The following is an 859-nucleotide window of genomic DNA, read 5'->3' as shown; positions in this document are numbered from 1 at the left end:
CTGCCTTCCATACTCTATGTATTCAAGTAAGGATATTGTTCCATTACGAACAATGGGTTCCCCCATTCGGAAATCTCTGGATCAAAGCTCACTTACAGCTCCCCAAAGCATATCGGTGTTAGTCCCGTCCTTCGTCGGCTCCTAGTGCCAAGGCATCCACCGTGCGCCCTTCATAACTTAACCGAATTGGTTGTTACATCAGGTTTAAAACCTAAAATGGCGATACTCGGTAATTTCTTGACTATCAATTTATCTTTATCTAGTTTTCAAAGAACAATCTATCATCTCGTAAGAGACAATATGGATGGTTATTTTACTCCGCTGACGCTTCGTAAAAGGATAGATATTTTGCTTTCGCAAAAATCTTTGGTGGAGCCTAGCGGGATCGAACCGCTGACCTCCTGCGTGCAAAGCAGGCGCTCTCCCAGCTGAGCTAAGGCCCCGGAATATGAGGATATGGTGGGCCTAAGTGGACTCGAACCACCGACCTCACGCTTATCAGGCGTGCGCTCTAACCAGCTGAGCTATAGGCCCATATTCCATAAAAATGAATGATAAGCAATGCTTACCATTGTTTGTAGATGGATGGTTATTTTGCTTTCGCAAAAAACCTTATTAAACCATCAAAACTGAACAAAACTTCGACGTGTCAAACGTTTAGTTAAATCTTCCTTAGAAAGGAGGTGATCCAGCCGCACCTTCCGATACGGCTACCTTGTTACGACTTCACCCCAATCATCTGTCCCACCTTAGGCGGCTGGCTCCAAAAGGTTACCTCACCGACTTCGGGTGTTACAAACTCTCGTGGTGTGACGGGCGGTGTGTACAAGGCCCGGGAACGTATTCACCGCGGCATGCT

The 859-nt window shown here is 46.3% G+C and carries 2 tRNA genes and 2 rRNA genes; all 4 read right to left on the bottom strand.

Going from position 1 to position 859, the window contains the following annotated elements:
* A 23S ribosomal RNA gene (locus F0342_RS24570) occupies window positions 1-183 on the bottom strand; the annotation flags it as partial.
* Between the two features lie 184 nt (window positions 184-367).
* Window positions 368-443: transfer RNA gene (locus tag F0342_RS24565), tRNA-Ala, on the bottom strand.
* Between the two features lie 14 nt (window positions 444-457).
* Window positions 458-534: transfer RNA gene (locus F0342_RS24560), tRNA-Ile, on the bottom strand.
* Between the two features lie 142 nt (window positions 535-676).
* Window positions 677-859, bottom strand: a 16S ribosomal RNA gene (locus F0342_RS24555); the annotation flags it as partial.

The sequence above is a fragment of the Bacillus sp. CH30_1T genome, assembly GCF_008364765.1.
Classification (GTDB): domain Bacteria; phylum Bacillota; class Bacilli; order Bacillales; family Bacillaceae_B; genus Rossellomorea.
This window is presented reverse-complemented; position numbering and strand designations above follow the sequence as displayed.